Source organism: Streptococcus sanguinis SK49, assembly GCF_000212815.1.
Taxonomy (GTDB): Bacteria; Bacillota; Bacilli; order Lactobacillales; family Streptococcaceae; genus Streptococcus; species Streptococcus sanguinis_C.
This window is the reverse complement of record NZ_GL890985.1, coordinates 1,534,503-1,535,235: the sequence shown is the minus strand read 5'-3', so window position 1 is coordinate 1,535,235 and position 733 is coordinate 1,534,503. Positions and strand designations below refer to the sequence as shown.

1 pseudogene is annotated in these 733 nt (G+C 48.0%); it reads left to right on the top strand.

Annotated elements, in window-relative coordinates:
- Nucleotides 1–733, top strand: a pseudogene (locus HMPREF9380_RS03575) (YSIRK signal domain/LPXTG anchor domain surface protein); the annotation flags it as partial.

Below are 733 nucleotides of genomic sequence, written 5' to 3'. Positions count from 1 at the left end.
GGCGACTTACAGCCCAGAGTTTACTAAGGTGACTCCTACAGGAACCGGCGCAACAAGCACAGGTCCTCAAGGTGTTCCACAAACCGGTACTCCAACGTTTGCGGGTGGCGATCCACTGGTTCCAATTGATGAAACAGTAGATCCAAGCTTCGACGATGGAAGCAAAGAGAAGACTATTCCAGGACAAGGAACTTACACGATTGCTCCAGATGGCACAGTAACCTTCACTCCAGACAAGCAGTTTGTAGGTAGTCCGGATCCAGTAACTGTTAAGCGTGTGGATAAGAATGGTACTCCAGTTACTGCGACTTATAGTCCAGAGTTTACTAAGGTGACTCCAACTGGTACTGGTGATAAGACAGAAGGTCTGCAAGGTCAAGTGCAAGAAGGTAAAGTAAGCTTCACCCCAGGCCATGACTCTGTTCCATTCCCAGCAGGTTCAACTCCATTATTCGATAATGGTACCGCAGTGAAAGAAGTACCAAATGTTGGTAAGTTTGAAGTGGATGCGGACGGCAAGGTAACTTTCACTCCGGACAAACAATTCAAGGGTGAAACACCAGAACTCGAATTAACTCGTGTGGATGCCAATGGCACTCCAGTAACTGTCAAGTACCAAGCGGTAGTGAAAGAAGTGGTTCCTACAGGTACTAATGCAACGAGCACAGGTCCTCAAGGTGTTCCACAAACCGGAACTCCAACGTTTGCGGGTGGCGATCCACTGGTTCCAATT